Here is a 17,774-nt window from a genome sequence, read left to right as displayed (position 1 = left end):
CGTCAGTTCTTTTCTTCCGGCAGGTCGGGTAATGGCGCAACGCCGACACCCTCATCCAGCAGCGACTTGACCTCATCGGGCTTGGCCTGCCCGATAATACCGCGCTCTTCGCTTTCGCCGTAGTGAATCTTGCGCGCTTCCTCGGGGAAACGTTCGCCCACATCCTCGGAGTTCTCCCGGATTGTCTTGACCGCCTGGCGCAGCTGATCGATGGCAGCCTTCTGAGTATTGTTCATCGCAAGCTGCATGGAGGCCTCCTTGCTGCGCGCTGTTGAAACCGACGGAGCCATCAGCGCCTTTTCAACGCTTGACGAGCCGCAATGCGGACATTCGACCAGCTTGGCGTCACGCTGCTTTTCAAAGTCCTCGTTTCCCGAAAACCAGGCTTCAAAACTATGCTGCTTGTCGCAGATGAGGTCGAACTTGATCATACGCTCACCTCGGCTTTCACTGCGGCACCGCTCAACGTAAGCCCGAAGTCGCGGCGGTTTTTCAGGTTAGGAACCTTGCCGCGTGCCGAACGGCTCAAGGACCGGTCGATTTCGGCGGTAATGACCGCAGGCTCATCATGGTCCGCTTCAGCAATGATACGGCCCCAGGGGTCAACCATCAAGGAATGACCAAACGTCTCGCGTCCGTCCTCATGCTGCCCGCCCTGGGCGGCCGCAACAATGAAGGCGCCGTTTTCGATTGCCCGTGCCCGCAACAGCGTGTGCCAATGCGCCTGTCCGGTCTGCCGCGTGAATGCAGCCGGAACGGTCAGAAGATCGGCGCCCGACAGCGCGAGCGTCTGGAACAGTTCGGGGAACCTGACATCGTAGCAGATCCCAAAACCCAGATCGGCAAACGGCAATTGCGCCAACACGGCCCTATTGCCGGGTTCGTAGGTTGTGCTTTCGCGCCAGCTCTCGCCATTGTCCAAATCGACGTCGAACATGTGGATCTTGTCATAATGTGCGACCAGCGAGCCTGAGGGATCAAAAAGATAGGCACGGTTGGCTGCCTTGCCGCCCGCCGCGGCAACGGCCGTCGATCCGATATGAAGGTGAATACCGTATTCATGTGCCAGATCGCTCGCGGCAGCGACAACCGGATCATCGGCTTCGTCCTTGAGGATCGCGCAAAGGCCCGCCCGGTCGCGCACCAGCGCACCAGTCATTTCAGGGGTCTGGACATAGTCAGCGCCCCGGCCGGCAGCCTCTTTGACGCCGTCCCGCAGATCCCGGATATTGCTCTGCGGGTCCATACCCGATCGCATCTGGATCGCCGCTGCCCGAAATGTCTGCCCGCTCACCTTCTCGTCCCTTTAGTGTGGTCAGGCGGCCGATTGAAGCAGGCCGTCAAGCTTCCCGCCCCGCTCAAGCGCGTGCAACTCGTCGCAGCCGCCGACATGCACATCGCCAATGAATATCTGCGGGAAAGTCGATCCGCCCCGCGCGCGCTGAACCATTTCCTGTCTCAGCTGGCTTGAAAAGGTTGCGTCATGTTCGGTGTATGAGACACCCTTTTTCTCCAGCAACCGTTTTGCAGCGGTGCAAAACCCGCAGAATTTCCGCGTATAGATGGTCACCTCGGCCATATTATTCTCCTGATCGCGCCGCAAACAGCGATTATCCTTTATTTGAAAGCTCATATAGGGCTTACAAATACCCCGGGGCAACCCTCGCGAAAGTCAGCACGAACACCTTGCGTGCTCCGGCACGCTCAAGTTCGCGTGCGGCGGATTTTACTGTGGCACCTGTCGTATAGACATCATCGACAAGCAAGACGCACTTGCCTTTCACATCGCGACGCCTTTTTTGAGGAATGGAAAACGCCCGCCGGACATTGTCTGCCCGCGCTGAAGCGCCGAGCCCGACCTGGCGGCGTGTCGCTCGAATGCGCAACAGTGTTGCCGGCTTGTAGGGCAACCCGGTCTGGCGTGCCACAGCACGCGCCAGCTCCGCGGACTGGTTGAATTGCCTGAACAACAGCCTGCCACGGTGTAGAGGAACAGGCAGGATCACGTCGGTCCCGGCAATAAGATCTGCGCCGGCTCTCACCATCCAGCGGGCCATCATATCCGCAAGATCCGTGCGGTCCTTATATTTAAAACGGTGGACAATCGACCGCGCGACATCATCATAGAGGACAGCGGATCGCGCTTTCGCGAAGGGCGGCGGGTCGGCAATCGCATCGGCGCTGAGCGCCCCCTCGCCCGCCTCGAAAGGCAAAGGCGAGCCCAGCACATCACAGACCGGTTTTTCAATCCAGGCCATATTGCTCCAGCACGCTCCGCACAATCCGCCATGGCGACCGGAGAAAGCGCCGCATCCCGCACAAATCGGCGGATAAATGCTTTCAGCCAAGCGCCTGACGGAGGAACGCAACCATCCGCTGATTGACAATGCCATGGAATTGAACGAACTGGAGGCCATATGACGGACAATACAACGATAACGGGCATGTGCAATGGAAGCCGACCGGCTATTTGACACCGAGCTTGTCCGCCGCAACCGGCTGCGGGCGCTGCGCGCCGCCACCGAAGGGGCTGATTTTCTGCTGGATATCGTCAGCAGTGAGCTCGGAGAGCGTTTGAACGTCGTTGAGCGCACATTCCAGAACGCCATTGCCCTGCATGCTCATACAGGATCGATGGCTGATCTGATGACCGGCAGCGGCAAGGTATCAAGCGTTGTGCGCGTTGAACAGGACCAGCAATTGCTGAATGAGGGCCACACCGGGATCGTATCGGACCTTGAGAGACTTCCGGTCGCCGACGAAGCTGTCGGTCTCATCATCTCGCCATTGTCCCTGCATCTCGTCGATGATCTGCCGGGCCTGCTCCTGCAGATCAATCGTGCTCTCAGCCCGGATGGCCTGCTGCTCGCGGCCTTGCCGGGCGGCGGCACGCTGGCGGAACTGCGCGAAGCACTGATAGCGGCGGAAAGCGAACAGACGGGCGGTGTCAGCGCAAGGGTCATGCCCTTTGCCGACGTGCGTGATTGCGGAATGCTCCTTCAGCGTGCGGGTTTCGCCCTTCCTGTTGTGGATGCCGAAACCTATACGGTTCGCTACGATCATATGTTTGCGCTGATGCGCGATCTGCGGAACATGGGCATGTCAAACCCGCTGGCAGCCCGCAGCAGGAAACCGGCTGCCAGATCACTGTTTCTTCGGGCTGCCGAAATCTATGCCGAACGGTTTTCCGACCCGGACGGACGTATCCGGGCAACGTTCAACATATTGTATGTATCGGGTTGGAAGCCTCACGCAAGTCAGCAGAAACCGCTTGCGCCCGGATCGGCAAAAGCCAGCCTTGCGGCTGCACTCGGAAGCCGGGAACACAAGCTGTGATCCCCGGCGACAGTCCGGAAATCAGCTGGTGAACGCTGCGGCTACATAGTCGAAAATGTCAGAAAGCTCGTTGCCGATCCCGGTCGCTCCGGCAATGATCGTGATCGATACCAGCCCGGCAATGAGCGCGTATTCGATTGCAGTGGCACCGCTTTGGCATTCCATAAACTGCTTAAACTGTTTCATTTCGGCCCCCCTAAGCGCCGGAACTCATTTGATCGGTACACTAAGCCCTGCCCCTTGCGAGTATCCTAACAAACACAGTTGACCGGCTACCAAGGCAGTCACAAGACTTTAATTCAAAGCCGACAAATTAATTTTCCCGGCACAGGCACACATGAAATTGTTAACCAAACAAAAGGTTTGGCTGGGCCTGTTCAGCAATCGCCCGTTTGTCGCCCACTTGGCTCGATGATGCATACGGAACTGGACAATGGCTGCAGAACTGAGCGCTGAATGGTGTATTCCCGAGACCGGCGCACGGTCGCCGTCGTGGTGTAATCAAGGCCGCGGCTACGGCTGATAAGCTCCCAATCGTCGGAAGGCGTATTGATCATCGGCGGTATGATCAGCGCAAACGCCACTGCTGCTGAACCGAAAAGCAGCGCAATCCGCACCAGACTGAAGCGTCCCTGACGTTTTTCTTCAGATGACGCCGAATATACCGAAGACCAGAAATCATCGTTGCCCATCGCAGAGCCCCCGTACACACGTACCCAAGGTCCAACTATCTGGTATTATGTTGAATAATTGATTAACGGCCCGCCCCAACGGGGACCTGCGGGGCCGGATTGGGCATGCGCAGACGCCTCACATGCCTCAACCAGACCGATTTTCTAATGCTCGCCCGGTCCGTTTTCGACATGAAGAACAAGATCGGCCAGCATATGCGTCCACCCCTCGGTGTGGATCGTGGCCACCCGTTTAGTTGGTTGGCGTTCGTGGGTGACGGTCACCCGCGTTGCATTGGCGTCAACGCGTTCAAATATGACGGTCACCAGCGTATCACGAACGCTTGGCTCTTCACCGCCCCAGCTCCACGTATAGACCAGACGCTTCTCTTCCTCGACGACCCGGTAGCAGCCGTGCGCCGCTTCGCTGACCTCAGTGTCTCCGTCCGCCGCCATGCCATAGCGGTATCGCCCTCCCACGCGCACATCCATTTCACAAAGAACCAGCTTCAGGTTTTCGCTGCGACCCCACCATGTCATCTTCTCTTCCGGAAGCGTCCAGGCACGCCAGACGGCGGCGACCGGCGCCGGTATGACCTCGCTTACGGTAACCGTGTCGAATGCCTGCTCCGCCTTTGTCGTCGCCATTGCCGTCACTCCCTGTCATTTTGCTCTTGAAAATGGGCTTTCAGTTCGCCAAGCGCGCCGGCCCACAACTGTTCATGCCTGGCGATCCAGTCCCTTGCCAATGCGAGGCCTTCGGGCCGCACATGGCAGTATTTCTCGCGCCCTCGCCACTCGACGCGCAAAACACCGGCTGTCTCCAGGATCCGCAGATGTTTGGAAACGGCCGGACGTGTCATGTCGAAACCGGCCGCGATGTCGCTGACACGCATGGGCTCACCCGTACAGAGCTGCGAGACAATCTTCAGCCGGTTCACATCGCCGAGTGCATGAAAGACACCGGGCGCATCATAAAAGGAAACCATATGGTTTCCTTTATAGACATAGCCTCACCATGTCAACGGCAAACGCCGGACAGCCTCCATGAGGCGCGAACCGCCGCCAATGAAAATCTCAGCTGGCTGACTGGCGCATTTGCAGTTTTTACAGAAGGTCCATGAGGTAGGGGATCAACGGCTCGTCGGCGGCAGGCATGGGATATTCCCGCAGCTTCCGGGGCCGCACCCATTTGAGGCTCTGCCCCTCCCGCGCCTGTGCCGTGCCCCAGAAACGACGGCATACATAAAGCGGCATCAGAAGGTGAAAATCCTCATAGCCATGGCTGGCAAACGTGAGAGGCGCGAGGCAGGAGGGCTTGGTCGTTATGCCGAGCTCCTCCTCCAGTTCCCGGATCACTGTTTCCTCGGGCGTCTCTCCAGGTTCGACCTTGCCGCCGGGAAACTCCCACAGTCCGGCCATGCTCTTTCCGGCCGGCCGCTGCGCAAGGAGTACCCTGCCGTCGGCATCCACGAGCGCACAGGCCGCCACCAGAACCATTTTCCGGTCAGTCGCCATCGGCTGTCTCGGGCGCTTGGCGGTAATCGTAGCGGTAGGTTTCCCGGAAACCGACACTTTCATAGAGGCTGACTGCAGCCACATTGTCAGCTTCAACCTGGAGCCAGGCCTTCTCGGCGCCGCGCATACGCGCCCAGCGCAAGGCCGTGGTCACGACCTCGCGCGCATGGCCCTTGCGGCGGCTGTCACTGCGTGTGGCAAGCTCGAATATGCCGGCCATATCATTGTCATGAACGCAAAGGACCGTTGCGACCGGACCGGAACCGGCCTCCTCGATGACAAAGAAACCGGCCTCAGGCCGGATCGAGCTGAGCACTTCCGTCAAACCAGGCTTGAGTGCTCTGTCGCGGCCATGAACCTGAATGGATGCATCGACATAGCGGCCGATCTCGCGAATGGGCAGATGATCGAGGACGGCATCGAGATCGAGATGACCGATTTCGGCCGTCATGACCCTTGTTTCATCAAAACGGCGCCAGCCATGGGCATCGAAATAAGCATCGAGCTGAGGCGGTGCGAGCGGCGACTGACGGAACACGAGCGGCCGGCCATAGGCCCTGAACCGCTGCGCCGTGCGCTCCACACGCTTTTCGATATCGCGATGATCGGACGGATCGAGCGGATTGACGGAGTTCAACCGTTTCGACGGATGACCTGCCGTCAGCCGAACCTGCCAACTGCCGTCATACTGGATGGACGCGGCCGGCCAGGCTCTGAAACCCAACGCTTCCAGACGTCGAACGCTTGCTAGGTCCTGCATTGCACTACCTCGCGCACCCGGCGGAAAAGTTCGGGATGATCCAGGCAAAATCTTCACGCCCGCATCTTCCGCTCAACTTCGGTAATCGCCGTTGATTGCCACATAATCCTTCGTCAGGTCGCAGGTCCAAACAGTTGCCTCGCCGTTTCCGACACCCACATCCACGGTGATATTGATTGTCGATTGTTTCATAACTGCCGCAGCCGCTTCTTCGCTGTAATCCGGGTCGCGCTCGCCGCTGGCAGCCACACGTATATCGCCGAACCAGATATTGAGCTGATCACGGTTTGCTTCCTGTCCGGCCTTGCCAACCGCCATGACGACCCGCCCCCAGTTCGCATCCTCTCCTGCAACGGCGGTTTTCACGAGCGGGGAATTGGCAACTGAAAGGGCAATGATCTTGGCCGCCTTGTCGCTGGCAGCGCCACGCACCGTAATCTCGACCATCTTGCGGGCGCCTTCACCATCGCGCACAACCTGATGTGCGAGATCCTTCAAAAGATCGAAAAGAGCCGCCTTGAATTCCGCCAGGGCATCATCATCCGCATCCTCTATCTGCGCCGCGTCTCCGTCCATTGCCGATCCGGTTGCAAACAGCATGACCGTGTCGGACGTCGATGTGTCACTATCGACGGTAATGGCGTTGAACGTTCCCTCGACGCCTTCGCTCAAAAGGGCCTGGAGCGCCCTGGATGAAATATCGGCATCCGTCACGACGAATGACAACATGGTTGCCATGTCGGGAGCAATCATTCCAGCGCCCTTGGCGATCCCGTTGATCCTGACCTCCACCCCGTTGATCTTTGCGGTCCGCGCCGCCAATTTGGGATAGGTGTCGGTGGTCATGATCGCCCGCGCCGCGCCCATCCACCCGTCCGGCACCGCATCGCCGCAGAGCCCCGACAGCTTGCCCGCGAAAGCCGATGCGTCCATCGGCTCGCCGATCACGCCCGTCGAGGCAAGAAACACGTCCGATGCATCGCATCCGAGTGCAGCCGCCGCGGTATCCGCCGTGATCTGCGCCGCCTCGGCCCCCTTTTTGCCGGTAAACGCATTGGCATTGCCTGAGTTGACCACAAGTGCGAGAGCGCGCCCGCCCGGCAGATTCTGCCGGCAGAATTCAACCGGCGCGGACGGACACAGGGACTTTGTGAACACACCTGCAACAGTCGCCGGGCGGTCAAACACCATCACCATGAGGTCGGTGCGGCCTTCATATTTGATGCCTGCGGCCGCCGTCGCGATGCGTACACCGTCAAGGGCCGGCAGATCGACCGGACGCTCCGGCGCCAGTGGAGAAACGGATTGAGTCATTATGGGTCTTGCCTAGAGCGTGCCGTGTTCAAATGGCTCCGGGTTCAGATCGTATCAGTTTTGGCCCTGCGCGTTGGCCTTGTCGAGCAGGCTCTGCAGATCCTGATCGGTGACTTCGACCTCAATTGCGTCACGGGCTTCCTGGATCAACGCCAGATACTGCTCCTGCAAAAGCACGCGCCTTATCTGGTCCGCAACCTGTTCGAACTGCGGCGGCGGTGTATCGCGCCGGTCCTCGACCTTGATGACATGCCAGCCGAACTGCGTTTTGATCGGTTCCTTGGTATAGCTGCCGGGTTCCAGTGCAAAAGCCGCTTCTTCGAATTCCGGAACCATTCGGCCACGGGTGAAATAACCAAGATCGCCACCCTGCGGTCCGCTTGGTCCAGTTGATTTTTCCTTGGCAAGCTCGACAAAATCCGTGCCGCCGTCGAGGTCGGCGATGATCGCCTTTGCCTGCTCCTCACTGTCGACCAGAATGTGACGGGCCTTGATTTCCTGCTCCGGTTCGGTGGCAGCGATTTCCTGCTCATAGCGGGCGCGCACCGCGTCATCGGTCAGACCGTCTACAACCTTGGTCCTGAAATACTCATTGTGCAAAGCACGGTCTTTCAGGAAAGACAGACGCCGCTGGAAAGCTTCATCCTTGCCCAGCCCTGCACCCTCGGCCTGCTGGGCCATCAGCTTTATGTCGAGCAAGGCGGACAATGCCGCGGCCGTGCGTTGGTCGGCGGGAAGGCGCGAGAACTGCGGATCGAGATCGGATTCGGCGAAGGTCAATTCCGATTGATAGACCGGCTTGCCGCCGATTGTCGCAATAACCTTGTCTTCCGCATCCTGTGCCGCCGCCCCGGCACCCGCGCAGATCGTCAGCGCCACGATAGCCGCCCGCCATGGCATTGTTCTGTGCATGATCTTAACCTCTTCTGATATTGCGGCCACGACCACAATCTTCATTCAATTGCCGATTTCCGAGCCAACTGAAGCCTGAATCAGGTTGCCCGCCACAACGCGCCAATTCCAACGGCACCACCGCGACGTTGACATCGATCACCCCCCCTCTTATCTGTCACGCAATCTCGCGTCCAGTTCAGTTTCGGGCGGACCAGCTTCAAAACCGCGTCATTGGGCCACAGACGGATCAGCAAAGATCTGCCCGACAAGCAGGAAAGGACCACATTGATGGTCAGATTCGGCGGAATCGCCCAGAAGATCTTTGGCTCTTCGAATGAGCGCCGCATACGGTCATACAGGCCCCGTGTTGAAGCGATCAACGCTCTGGAAAACGAGCTGCAGGCCCTGAGCGACGAAGCGCTTGCCGCCCGCACGGACGACTTCAGAAAACAGCTCGCCGACGGCGCGAAGCTGGATGATCTTCTTGTCCCGGCATTTGCGACCGTTCGCGAGGCGGCGCGGCGCGTCATCGGCCTTCGCCCCTTTGATGTCCAGCTCATCGGCGGAATGATCCTGCACGAGAATTCCATCTCCGAAATGAAGACCGGCGAGGGCAAGACGCTGGTCGCAACGCTGCCGGTCTACCTGAATGCGCTTGAAGGCAAGGGCGTTCACGTGGTGACGGTGAACGATTATCTCGCAACGCGCGACGCCGACTGGATGGGCAAGGTCTATAACTTCCTCGGCATGACAACGGCGACAATCGTTCACGGAATGGACGACGAACAGCGCCGCGACGCCTATGCCTGCGATATCACCTACGCGACAAACAACGAACTCGGCTTCGATTACCTGCGTGACAACATGAAGCTCGAGCGCGGCCAGATGGTCCAGCGCGGTCACAATTACGCGATCGTTGACGAAGTCGACTCGATCCTGATCGACGAAGCGCGCACACCGCTGATCATATCCGGTCCGCTGGACGACCGCTCTGACCTCTACAACACCATCGACGCCTACATTCCGCTTCTCGACGAAAGCGATTACGAGATCGATGAAAAACAGCGCTCGGCAACCTTCACCGAAGAAGGAACGGAAAAGCTCGAAGGCATGCTCAAGGAAGCCGGCCTTCTGAAAGGCGAAGCCCTCTACGATGTCGACAACGTCACTGTCGTCCACCATGTCAACAATGCGCTGAAGGCGCACAAGCTTTTCACCCGCGACAAGGACTATATCGTCCGCAATGGCGAGATCGTCATCATCGACGAATTCACCGGCCGTATGATGCCGGGCCGCCGCTACTCGGAAGGCCAGCACCAGGCGCTTGAGGCCAAAGAGAAGGTGGATATTCAGCCCGAAAACCAGACACTGGCCTCGATTACCTTCCAGAACTATTTCCGCATGTATTCCAAACTGGCCGGCATGACGGGCACCGCGTCGACCGAAGCCGAGGAATTCGGCAATATCTACGGGCTCAACGTTGTTGAAGTTCCGACCAACCTTCCCATTCAGCGCCTGGATGAAGACGACGAGGTCTATCGCACAGTAGAAGAAAAATATGACGCGATCGTCTCTGAGATACGCGATGCAAGCGGGCGCGGGCAGCCAGTGCTTGTCGGAACCACATCGATTGAGAAATCCGAACTTCTGGCTGAACGCCTGCGCAACTCGGGCGTGGAGGGTTTTCAGGTCCTCAATGCGCGCTATCACGAGCAGGAGGCGCTGATCATCGCCCAGGCCGGCGCTCCGGGCACCGTCACCATCGCCACGAACATGGCCGGCCGCGGCACCGATATTCAGCTTGGCGGCAATGTCGACATGCGCATCTCCCAGGAACTCGAGAATATCGACGACGAAAACGAGCGCAAGACAAAGGAAGAAGCCATCCGCAAGGAGGTGCAGACGCTGAAGGAAAAGGCGCTGGCCGCAGGCGGACTTTATGTCCTGGCGACCGAACGGCATGAAAGCCGGCGGATCGATAATCAACTGCGCGGCCGTTCCGGCCGCCAGGGTGATCCGGGACGTTCGAAATTCTTCCTGTCCCTTCAGGACGACCTGATGCGTATTTTCGGGTCCGACCGGATGGACGGCATGCTCAAGAAGCTTGGCCTGAAGGAAGGCGAGGCGATCGTCCATCCCTGGATCAACAAGGCGCTGGAACGGGCCCAGAAAAAGGTTGAAGCGCGCAACTTCGACGTCCGAAAGAACCTCTTGAAATTCGACGATGTGATGAACGATCAGCGCAAGGTGATCTTCGAGCAGCGTCTGGAACTCATGGATGCCGAAGATATCGGCGAAACCACCGCCGACATGCGCCAGGACGTCGTCGAGGCGGTTGTCGCCCGCAATATTCCCGAAAGAGCCTATGCGGAACAGTGGGATCTTGAGGGCCTGAAGCAGGAAACGGAGAAGTTCCTGAACCTGGATGTGCCGGTTGACGAATGGGCTGCCGAGGAAGGCATCGCCGAGGACGATATCCGCGAGCGCCTGTCGGCCGAGGCGGAAAGGGCCGCGGCAGACCGCGCTGAGCGTTTCGGCCCGGAAGTCATGAGCTATGTCGAGAAGTCCATCATTTTGCAGACGCTCGACCATCTGTGGCGCGAACATCTGGTCAATCTCGACCATCTGCGCTCGGTCATCGGCTTCAGGGGGATGGCGCAGCGCGATCCGTTGCAGGAATACAAGGCCGAAGCCTTTGAACTGTTCCAGAGCCTGCTGGCTAACCTGCGCGAAACGGTTACCGCCCAGCTCATGCGCGTCGAACTCGTGCGCGAAGCCGCTGACGCGCCTGAGCCGACCCCGCCGGAACACATGGAAGGCCACCATATCGACGCCACAACCGGCCTGGACGAGTTTGCCGAACCGGATGAAAGGGGCGGCGGATTGGCGCTTGCGCCGGCCCAGTCTCGTGTCGTTCCGGCCGAGGAACGCGATCCGAACAATCCGGAAAGCTGGGGCAAAGTCGGCAGAAACGAACCGTGCCCTTGTGGATCGGGCAAGAAATACAAGCACTGTCACGGCTCGTTCAGCTAATACCCCGCGCTTTATGCCGTCACTCACGAAGTTTTGAACACGGGCGGTAAATCGCCGGCTAATTGCTGCCGCATTGATAAATCACGAGAAAAACCGGCGACGAATTCCGTGAACCGGGTGGATGGACCCGGATCCGGCAATCCTTTGGTTTTGCCTTGGTATCAAAACACGGTTCAGCGCATCCGCATGGCAAGGTTTTTGCCAGTCCAGGAAGCGTCCGCGTCGGTAAAAACAAGTATCAGCGCAGTGGTTTATCGAAATATTTGTCGAAATCGCCCAATTCGAACCGTTTTTTAACGGCCATCGGCGATACTTGCCGCCTGTATAGAGTTTGGAATGGTAGTGACCGTGCGTATGACGGTTGAAAATGCAACGGACGACACGCTTGCGCCGGATGCCGGAGCGGGAAACCGCCGCACAGGAATCATCGGGCAGATCGACAAACTGATCCAGGGCCATGATGGCCATGGCGAAGCACGTCGCATGTCAATCATAGCGTTCTTGATCAGGGTCATGAGCGCCGGCATAGCATTTCTGTCGCAGATTTTCCTCGCCCGCCTGATGGGTCAGTTCGAATACGGCATTTTCGTTTTCGTCTGGGTCACGTCGCTCATCATCGGAACACTGACCTGCTTCGGCTTCCACACGACGCTGATCCGTTTCATCCCGCAATACAAGTCACGCGGCGAATTCGCCAAAATCCGCGGCATCTATCTGACTTCGCGGGTGTTCTCCTTCATAAGCGCCAGCATTGTCGCAACGCTGGGCATCACCTTCATCTATTTCTTCGGCGACCTGATCACCAGCTACTATGTCATCCCGCTGGTCCTTGGCGCGTTCATGCTGCCCATGCTGGCCCTCGGCGATGCGATGGAGGGCACAGCAAGGGCGAACAACTGGGGCATACAGGCCTTGACCCCGACCTATCTGGTGCGCCCTGTTCTCATCCCGTTGATCATGTTTATTGCTGTGATTGCCGGATTCGGGGCCGATGCCAAGACCGCCCTGATCTCGGCGCTTATCGCGACATACACCGCAACGGCAGGTCAGTTTCTCTTGCTTGGCCGCCGCTTGCGCCGCCGCTACGAGACAGGCCCGAAAGAAATCCATCTCGGCTACTGGCTGCGCATATCCATGCCGCTCTTCCTGGTGGAAGGCTTTTACTATCTGCTGACCAATGCCGACGTCATCATGGTCGGCATTTTCCTGGAGCCGGATCTCGTCGCAACCTATTTTGCGGCCGCAAAAACCATGGCGCTCGTCCACTTCGTCTTCTTCGCCATCAAGGCGGGCATGGCGCCGCGCTTTTCAACACTGGTTGCCGAAGAGAAAAATAGCGAGCTTGCCCGGTTCGCAGCAAGCACGGCACGCTGGACCTTCTGGCCGACGCTGGTGGTCGGCGGCAGCGTCCTCGCACTTGGACAATTCCTTCTTTCGCTGTTCGGCCCCGATTTCGCAGGCGGCTATCCGGTCATGGTCATTCTCTTTGCCGGCATCGCTGCAAAGGCCCTGATCGGCCCGGGAGAAGCGCTGTTGACGATGTCGGGACAACAGAAGATCTGCGCTGCGGTCTATTTCGCCGTCCTTACCGTCAATATTGCCGGCAACATCGCCCTCATCCCCATCTTCGGAATAGAGGGCGCAGCAGCGGCAACGGCATTTGCAATGTGTGTCGAGGCACTGTTGCTCTACATCATCATCCGCCGTCGGCTGGGTATCAGCATGCACATCTTAAGCTGGCCGCGTACCGCGGGCCAGGAGGCAAACTGACATGTCTTCAAATCCTTTCCTGCAGGACGAACCCGGCGGTGCCGGCGCAACCACAGCCACCACGGTGGCCGGGATCACAATCGAACGCCCGAGTGCCGAGATCTCGGTTGAGGCCGGCCGCAAGTCACGGCAATTGTGCATCTATCCGGCCCGCGCGGGATACGACCTGCGCCGGGAGCTCGATTTCCTGACCAACAGGGCGCTCGAAGGCAACGTCTTCTTCTCCGCCCGCTTCATGGCGCCCGCCATGCCCCGGCTGGAAGACAAGGAAATCCGGCTGATGATCATGCGCGACGAGGACGAACGCCGCAGCAGGCTGCGCTTCCTCATGCCCTTTTCGATTGAACGGCCGGGCTTTGCCATCGGCTCACCCATCATTCGCGCCTGGGCGAACGATTTCGGCCCGCTGGGCACGCCGTTGCTCGATCAGGAGGGCGCCGCCGAAACGCTCGACAATCTCCTCGAAACACTGGGATCCGGCAAGCTCGATCTGCCATCGGTGCTCATCATCCCGTCTGCACGTCTCGACGGCCCGTTTGTTCAATTGCTCCGCGCCGTCGCGGTCAGTCGCGGCCTTCCAATCACCGAGACGGATCCGTTCGAACGGCCAATGCTGAAAAGCACGCTTGACGGCACGCAGTATCTCAAACAATCGCTTTCCTCCAAACATCTGCGCGAACGCAGGCGGCAGTTGCGTTTGCTCGGCGGGCATGGCGAGGTCACCTATGACGTTGCCCGCCAGCCCGGTGATATCCGTTACCGGATGGAGGAGTTTCTCGCGCTGGAAGCGTCCGGTTGGAAAGGTCGCCGCCGCACCGCGATGGTGGTTGACCGGTACCGTGCTGCCTTCGCCCGCGAGGCCATCACGGACCTTGCCGAAACCGACAATGTGCGCATTCACACGCTCAACCTGAACGGTGAGGCGATCGCTTCCATGATCGTATTTATCCAGAGCGGCACAGCCTATACTTGGAAAACAGCCTATAACGAGACCTTCAGTTCGCTGTCTCCGGGACAACTCCTTATGGACGAGTTGACGGCCCTGCATCTTGAGGATCCGAATATCACCATCAGCGATTCCTGCGCGGTTGAAGACCATCCGGTCATGAGCCGGCTTTGGCGCGAGCGCTGCAGGATGGGAACGCTGATCGTCGGCCTTTCGCAGTCAAGCGACCGCGACATGCGCCAGGTCGAAACGCAGTTGCACCTCTATAACGAAACACGCAACATTGCGCGGATCGTGAGGAACAAGCTGCGCGGCATGACCCGGGGACGTTAGATCTGGATTGGACTAGACGCCCGCCTCGCGAATAGCGCGGTCCCGCAGCTCCCTGCGAATGACCTTTCCGGTCGTCGTCAATGGCATCGATTTGAGGAACTCAACCTCTCGCGGATATTCGTGCGCCGACAGCCGAACCTTGACCCAATCCTGAATTTCGCCCGCAAGCGCGTGGCTCGGCTTGTGTCCGGGCGCAAGAACGATATAGGCCTTGACAATCTCCGTGCGCAGAGCGTCCGGCTTGCCAACGGCCGCCGCCAGCGCCACCGCCGGATGACCGGTCAGGCAGTCTTCGATTTCTCCGGGGCCGATCCGGTAACCGGCCGAGGTGATCACGTCGTCATCCCGGCCGAAAAACTCGATGTAGCCATCCTCGCTCATGATTCCCTGATCGCCGGTCAGCATCCAATCGCCGATGAATTTGGAGCGGGTGGCGGGCTCATTGTCCCAGTAACGCAGGAACATTACCGGGTCGGGCCGCTTGACCGCAATCTGGCCCGGCGTTCCCGGCGATACCTCCTGACCGTCCCGGTCGATGATTGCAACAGTATGCCCCGGAACGGCGCGACCGATAGCGCCCGCGCGGCTCACGCCGATTTTCCCGCAGGATGAGACAACCAGGTTGCACTCGGTCTGTCCGTAAAATTCGTTGATCGTCAGACCAAGCTCCTGCCGGGCCCACTCATAGGTCTCCTTGCCGAGTGACTCGCCGCCCGATCCGATGGTCCGCAGTTTCAGGTCAAAGCGTTCGGAAGGGCGTTCCACGGTACGCAGCATTTTCAGTGCTGTCGGCGGAATGAACGCGTTACGAACGCCGGTTTTTTCCATGATCCGAAACGCTGTCTCCGGATCGAACTTCTGCGCCGCGGAGGACACCACGGGCACACCAAAATGAAGCCCCGGCAACAGCACGTTCAGCAGGCCGCCCGCCCAGGCCCAGTCCGCCGGCGTCCAGAAGAGATCATCCTCCTGCGGCAGAAACTCGTGCGGCAACTGAACACCCGGCAAATGGCCAAGCAGCACCCGGTGCGCATGCAGCGCGCCCTTTGGCGGCCCGGTCGTGCCGGATGTAAAGATCATCAGGGCCGGATCCTCGGCACCTGTATCGGCGGTCTCAAAACGGCCCGGATGAGAGCTGATCAACTCCTGAAACGAAATCGTGCCTGTCACCTCATCCGTCGAGACGATGCCGGCAAATCCATCAAGCCCTCCAGCGATCTGGCGTACCTTCTCAGAACCCGCCTCATTGGTGATCACGCATTTCACCCCAGATGTCCGCAGGCGGTAGTCCAGCGCTTCTATACCGAACAGAAGAGCCAACGGCACGGCGATAGCGCCGAGCTTGTAGATCGCCACATGCGCAATGGCCGTATCAAAACCCTGCGGCAACAGCAGGGCGACCCGGTCTTCACGGCCAACGCCAAGTGCGGCAAGCCCGGCCGCCAGCGCATTGGACCTTTCCCGCAGATCGCCATAGGTCAGCTGATCCGGCTCACCATCCGGCATGTAGTGCAGCAGGCAGACCCGATCCGGTTCCCTTTCCGCCCAGTCATCGCAAACGGATCGGGCGATGTTGTACCGATCCGGGATGGCCCAGGCAAAATCCCGGACAAGCGCCTCATAGGACTGACGAACCGGAAGCATGCTCAATCGACCTCACTCTTTCAATCCGCCGATTTACAGGCGACACGACCGCCTTTGCAAGGCCTGGCAAGCTCCGGCCCCGGACGGTTCACTGGCCGGATACCGGCGGATATGATCTGAAACGGATGGGAAAACGTCTTTTCCAAGGAACCAATCGACAGGCAACGCGTTGACGGCCTCGGGCGCACCGGGAAATTGCTGTGGTACGGGTGGTCGGGCTCGAACCGACACATCGATTAAGATACGGGATTTTGAATCCCGCGCGTCTACCAATTCCGCCACACCCGCATGTCATGCAGCAGGTGGAATATAAGAGCCGGTAACATCCGGTCAACCTGCATTTGCTAGCTTTCAGGCACAAATGACCGAATTCTGTTTACGCCTCACCCGATTCTGCTAAGAACGACCGCGCCAACGGGGATCACACCATGCTTCGACGCCTCTATGACTGGACCATGTCGCTTGCCGCAACACGGCATGCACGCACCGGTCTTGCCGGCGTTTCTTTCATTGAAAGTTCGGTATTTCCCATCCCTCCGGATGTGCTTTTGATACCGATGGTCATTGCCGACCGGAAATCCTGGTGGAAGACGGCGCTGATCTGCACCATCGCTTCGGTGGCCGGCGCCCTTCTTGGCTATGCCATCGGCATGTTCCTCTTCGAGGCCGTCGGCAAACCGATCCTGAATTTCTACGGCAAGGAAGATTCCTTCGACCAGATCAGCCAGTGGTACAACACCTATGGCGGCTGGGGCGTGCTCTTTGCTGCGATCACACCGTTTCCTTACAAGGTCCTGACAATCTTCTCCGGCGCAACGGGGCTGAATCTGGTCACCTTCATCGTGGTCAGCCTGATCGGCCGCAGCCTACGGTTTTTCCTGGTTGCCTATCTGCTCTATCATTTCGGCCAACCGATCCGCACCTTTATCGAAAAATATCTCGGTATTCTTTTCGTCATATTCATGGTGCTGCTGATCGGCGGCTTTTACGCAATAAGGTTCGTGTTCTAGGAAGGATAGAGTCAGCAATGGCCGCTGAACATGCATTGACCGGCAAGTCAAAGACGATCGAGGCGCTGATCCTCGCGCTGGCCATGGCCGTTGTGGTTGGCTCGGCACTTGGCTTCGAGCATATAGGCGGTTTTATTCCCTGCGCTTTATGTCTGGAGCAGCGGACACCCTATTATATCGGCGTGCCGGTCATGCTTGCGGCCGCCGCCGCATCGATGTTCAGGGCGCCCGTTGTTGTGACACGCCTCCTCTTTGCCGCCGGCGGCCTGCTGATGCTCTACGGCGCCGGCCTCGGCGTCTACCATTCCGGGGTCGAATGGGGTTGGTGGCCGGGCCCGGCTGACTGTGGCGGCGCCGCCGGCCTGACGACCGACGCATCCAACCTGCTTGCCGATATCAACGCCAAGACGCCTCCGGCCTGCGACGAAGCGGCCGGGCGCTTCCTCGGCCTATCCTTCGCCGGCTGGAACGTTATCACCAGTGTCGTTCTCGCGACCGGCTGCCTGCGCGGGGCATGGTCCGTCGTGAAATAACACATCCGGCTC

The 17,774-nt window shown here is 59.0% G+C and carries 19 protein-coding genes and 1 tRNA gene; 6 read left to right on the top strand and 14 right to left on the bottom strand.

From position 1 onward, the window contains the following. Window positions 1–2: 2 nt before the first annotated feature. The 4 genes from OQ273_RS23085 to OQ273_RS23070 all read right to left on the bottom strand — a co-directional run bounded on the left by OQ273_RS23085 (window position 3) and on the right by OQ273_RS23070 (window position 2,393). Entirely contained in the window at window positions 3–431 is a 429-nt protein-coding gene (locus OQ273_RS23085; RefSeq protein ID WP_267993463.1) for a DUF1178 family protein, read from the bottom strand. Beyond that, entirely contained in the window at window positions 428–1,294 is an 867-nt protein-coding gene (locus tag OQ273_RS23080) for a carbon-nitrogen hydrolase family protein (RefSeq protein WP_267993462.1), read from the bottom strand. The genes OQ273_RS23085 and OQ273_RS23080 overlap by 4 nt, the downstream gene beginning before the upstream one ends. Window positions 1,295–1,315: 21 nt before the next feature. Next, on the bottom strand, window positions 1,316–1,579 hold the full coding sequence (grxC, locus tag OQ273_RS23075) for a glutaredoxin 3 (RefSeq protein ID WP_267993461.1): 264 nt from the start codon (window positions 1,577–1,579) through the stop codon (window positions 1,316–1,318). A gap of 61 nt (window positions 1,580–1,640) precedes the next feature. After that, window positions 1,641–2,393 carry a ComF family protein gene (locus OQ273_RS23070; protein WP_267993460.1) on the bottom strand — a complete coding sequence of 251 codons (753 nt, stop codon included), beginning with the start codon at window positions 2,391–2,393 and terminating at the stop codon, window positions 1,641–1,643. Between the two features lie 58 nt (window positions 2,394–2,451). Between OQ273_RS23070 and OQ273_RS23065 the strand changes: the two genes are divergently transcribed. Then, window positions 2,452–3,336 (top strand): methyltransferase domain-containing protein, encoded by an 885-nt coding sequence (locus OQ273_RS23065; protein ID WP_267993459.1) that lies wholly within the window; start codon window positions 2,452–2,454, stop codon window positions 3,334–3,336. Window positions 3,337–3,357: 21 nt separating this feature from the next. Here OQ273_RS23065 and OQ273_RS23060 read toward each other — a convergent pair whose 3' ends face one another. From OQ273_RS23060 to OQ273_RS23025, 8 genes are all read right to left on the bottom strand, one after another. Continuing rightward, window positions 3,358–3,522, bottom strand: coding sequence for a Flp family type IVb pilin (locus OQ273_RS23060; protein WP_267993458.1), 165 nt, complete (start codon window positions 3,520–3,522; stop codon window positions 3,358–3,360). Between the two features lie 191 nt (window positions 3,523–3,713). Further along, window positions 3,714–4,028, bottom strand: coding sequence for a hypothetical protein (locus OQ273_RS23055; protein WP_267993457.1), 315 nt, complete (start codon window positions 4,026–4,028; stop codon window positions 3,714–3,716). A gap of 144 nt (window positions 4,029–4,172) precedes the next feature. Further along, window positions 4,173–4,655 carry an SRPBCC family protein gene (locus tag OQ273_RS23050; protein ID WP_267993456.1) on the bottom strand — a complete coding sequence of 161 codons (483 nt, stop codon included), beginning with the start codon at window positions 4,653–4,655 and terminating at the stop codon, window positions 4,173–4,175. Between the two features lie 5 nt (window positions 4,656–4,660). Beyond that, on the bottom strand, window positions 4,661–4,996 hold the full coding sequence (locus tag OQ273_RS23045) for an ArsR/SmtB family transcription factor (protein WP_267993455.1): 336 nt from the start codon (window positions 4,994–4,996) through the stop codon (window positions 4,661–4,663). A 118-nt stretch (window positions 4,997–5,114) separates the two neighbouring features. Beyond that, entirely contained in the window at window positions 5,115–5,525 is a 411-nt protein-coding gene (gene mutT / locus OQ273_RS23040) for an 8-oxo-dGTP diphosphatase MutT (protein WP_267993454.1), read from the bottom strand. After that, window positions 5,515–6,285 (bottom strand): GNAT family N-acetyltransferase, encoded by a 771-nt coding sequence (locus tag OQ273_RS23035; RefSeq protein ID WP_267993453.1) that lies wholly within the window; start codon window positions 6,283–6,285, stop codon window positions 5,515–5,517. The genes mutT and OQ273_RS23035 overlap by 11 nt, the downstream gene beginning before the upstream one ends. 72 nt (window positions 6,286–6,357) lie before the next feature. Further along, window positions 6,358–7,599 carry a bifunctional glutamate N-acetyltransferase/amino-acid acetyltransferase ArgJ gene (argJ, locus tag OQ273_RS23030; protein ID WP_267993452.1) on the bottom strand — a complete coding sequence of 414 codons (1,242 nt, stop codon included), beginning with the start codon at window positions 7,597–7,599 and terminating at the stop codon, window positions 6,358–6,360. Between the two features lie 54 nt (window positions 7,600–7,653). Then, a complete protein-coding gene (locus OQ273_RS23025) occupies window positions 7,654–8,499 on the bottom strand; it encodes a peptidylprolyl isomerase (RefSeq protein WP_425493438.1) in 846 nt (281 codons plus the stop codon). A gap of 282 nt (window positions 8,500–8,781) precedes the next feature. Here OQ273_RS23025 and secA point away from each other — a divergent pair, with 282 nt between their 5' ends. The 3 genes from secA (at window position 8,782) to OQ273_RS23010 (ending at window position 14,575) form a co-directional block, all read left to right on the top strand. Then, entirely contained in the window at window positions 8,782–11,526 is a 2,745-nt protein-coding gene (gene secA / locus OQ273_RS23020) for a preprotein translocase subunit SecA (RefSeq protein WP_267993450.1), read from the top strand. Between the two features lie 336 nt (window positions 11,527–11,862). Next, complete coding sequence (locus tag OQ273_RS23015) at window positions 11,863–13,296, top strand: lipopolysaccharide biosynthesis protein (protein WP_267993449.1); 1,434 nt, start codon at window positions 11,863–11,865, stop codon at window positions 13,294–13,296. 1 nt (window position 13,297) lies between these two features. Further along, window positions 13,298–14,575 carry a GNAT family N-acetyltransferase gene (locus OQ273_RS23010; protein WP_267993448.1) on the top strand — a complete coding sequence of 426 codons (1,278 nt, stop codon included), beginning with the start codon at window positions 13,298–13,300 and terminating at the stop codon, window positions 14,573–14,575. A gap of 12 nt (window positions 14,576–14,587) precedes the next feature. Here OQ273_RS23010 and OQ273_RS23005 read toward each other — a convergent pair whose 3' ends face one another. Continuing rightward, window positions 14,588–16,219: an AMP-binding protein gene (locus OQ273_RS23005; protein WP_267993581.1), complete on the bottom strand. Its 1,632-nt coding sequence runs from the start codon at window positions 16,217–16,219 to the stop codon at window positions 14,588–14,590. A 201-nt stretch (window positions 16,220–16,420) separates the two neighbouring features. Then, window positions 16,421–16,507 (bottom strand) — tRNA-Leu (locus tag OQ273_RS23000). 140 nt (window positions 16,508–16,647) lie between these two features. Here OQ273_RS23000 and OQ273_RS22995 point away from each other — a divergent pair. Both OQ273_RS22995 and OQ273_RS22990 read left to right on the top strand, forming a co-directional pair. Beyond that, complete coding sequence (locus OQ273_RS22995) at window positions 16,648–17,229, top strand: YqaA family protein (protein WP_267993447.1); 582 nt, start codon at window positions 16,648–16,650, stop codon at window positions 17,227–17,229. A gap of 17 nt (window positions 17,230–17,246) precedes the next feature. Beyond that, on the top strand, window positions 17,247–17,762 hold the full coding sequence (locus OQ273_RS22990; protein ID WP_267993446.1) for a disulfide bond formation protein B: 516 nt from the start codon (window positions 17,247–17,249) through the stop codon (window positions 17,760–17,762). The last annotated feature ends 12 nt before the right edge of the window (window positions 17,763–17,774 follow it).

Origin of the sequence: Hoeflea prorocentri (assembly GCF_027944115.1) — a bacterium.
GTDB lineage: Bacteria > Pseudomonadota > Alphaproteobacteria > Rhizobiales > Rhizobiaceae > Hoeflea_A > Hoeflea_A prorocentri.
The sequence above is the reverse complement of the archived record's forward strand: the minus strand, read 5'-3'. Positions and strand labels throughout refer to the sequence as shown.

Coding starts and splice junctions, on each gene's coding strand:
- argJ (WP_267993452.1), bottom strand. CDS start 7,599: ATGACTCAATCCGTTTCTCCACTGGCGCCGGAGCGTCCGGTCGATCTG.
- OQ273_RS23085 (WP_267993463.1), bottom strand. CDS start 431: ATGATCAAGTTCGACCTCATCTGCGACAAGCAGCATAGTTTTGAAGCC.
- OQ273_RS23065 (WP_267993459.1), top strand. CDS start 2,452: ATGGAAGCCGACCGGCTATTTGACACCGAGCTTGTCCGCCGCAACCGG.
- OQ273_RS23015 (WP_267993449.1), top strand. CDS start 11,863: ATGGTAGTGACCGTGCGTATGACGGTTGAAAATGCAACGGACGACACG.
- OQ273_RS23070 (WP_267993460.1), bottom strand. CDS start 2,393: ATGGCATTGTCAATCAGCGGATGGTTGCGTTCCTCCGTCAGGCGCTTG.
- mutT (WP_267993454.1), bottom strand. CDS start 5,525: ATGGCGACTGACCGGAAAATGGTTCTGGTGGCGGCCTGTGCGCTCGTG.
- OQ273_RS22990 (WP_267993446.1), top strand. CDS start 17,247: ATGGCCGCTGAACATGCATTGACCGGCAAGTCAAAGACGATCGAGGCG.
- OQ273_RS23055 (WP_267993457.1), bottom strand. CDS start 4,028: ATGGGCAACGATGATTTCTGGTCTTCGGTATATTCGGCGTCATCTGAA.
- OQ273_RS23010 (WP_267993448.1), top strand. CDS start 13,298: ATGTCTTCAAATCCTTTCCTGCAGGACGAACCCGGCGGTGCCGGCGCA.
- OQ273_RS23035 (WP_267993453.1), bottom strand. CDS start 6,285: ATGCAGGACCTAGCAAGCGTTCGACGTCTGGAAGCGTTGGGTTTCAGA.
- OQ273_RS23005 (WP_267993581.1), bottom strand. CDS start 16,219: ATGCTTCCGGTTCGTCAGTCCTATGAGGCGCTTGTCCGGGATTTTGCC.
- OQ273_RS22995 (WP_267993447.1), top strand. CDS start 16,648: ATGCTTCGACGCCTCTATGACTGGACCATGTCGCTTGCCGCAACACGG.
- OQ273_RS23050 (WP_267993456.1), bottom strand. CDS start 4,655: ATGGCGACGACAAAGGCGGAGCAGGCATTCGACACGGTTACCGTAAGC.
- OQ273_RS23025 (WP_425493438.1), bottom strand. CDS start 8,499: ATGCCATGGCGGGCGGCTATCGTGGCGCTGACGATCTGCGCGGGTGCC.
- grxC (WP_267993461.1), bottom strand. CDS start 1,579: ATGGCCGAGGTGACCATCTATACGCGGAAATTCTGCGGGTTTTGCACC.
- OQ273_RS23060 (WP_267993458.1), bottom strand. CDS start 3,522: ATGAAACAGTTTAAGCAGTTTATGGAATGCCAAAGCGGTGCCACTGCA.
- secA (WP_267993450.1), top strand. CDS start 8,782: ATGGTCAGATTCGGCGGAATCGCCCAGAAGATCTTTGGCTCTTCGAAT.
- OQ273_RS23045 (WP_267993455.1), bottom strand. CDS start 4,996: ATGGTTTCCTTTTATGATGCGCCCGGTGTCTTTCATGCACTCGGCGAT.